Annotated in this window: 1 pseudogene; it reads right to left on the bottom strand. The window is 44.6% G+C overall.

The annotated features are described in order from the left end of the window. Positions 1 to 381 (bottom strand): annotated as a pseudogene (locus EAO37_RS09060) (restriction endonuclease); the annotation flags it as partial. Positions 382 to 444: the final 63 nt, after the last annotated feature.

Genomic DNA, 444 nt, shown 5'->3' with positions numbered 1-444 from the left:
ATTATCCACATCTACGCTATAAGCCTTGCTCTCACAGATCACACTAAAGGCATTGCTGGCGTAGCGATCTTGTTTGTCTAGGGCTTGGTATTCTTGCTTGAGCTCCAAGTTAGCAAAAAGCAAAAAATCGGGTTTTTCTAGTTTGCCCTGAATGCTCTTTTCTTCTTGGCGTAGATACTCCCAACCTAGAATCTCTAAGATTTTGGTAATAAAGCCATCTTCAAACTGGTGTTCATTGCTCTGTTTGAGGCTGTGTAGGTCTAGCGCGCGCATTTGATCTAAAGCGTGCCTAGCTTGCTCTTTGCTCTGCTCAAAGTGGTAGAGTTTGGGGAGCTCGTGCTCTAAGGTGTAGGGGGTGAAGAGGGTGTTAACAAGGGGCATACAAAGCCTTTTAACTATGCTAGTAAAACTTGATTGTAGCACACTCTAGGATTAGGGGGTGCT

The organism is Helicobacter sp. L8 (assembly GCF_003660355.1).
In the GTDB taxonomy this organism is placed as follows: domain Bacteria; phylum Campylobacterota; class Campylobacteria; order Campylobacterales; family Helicobacteraceae; genus Helicobacter; species Helicobacter labacensis.
This window is presented reverse-complemented; position numbering and strand designations above follow the sequence as displayed.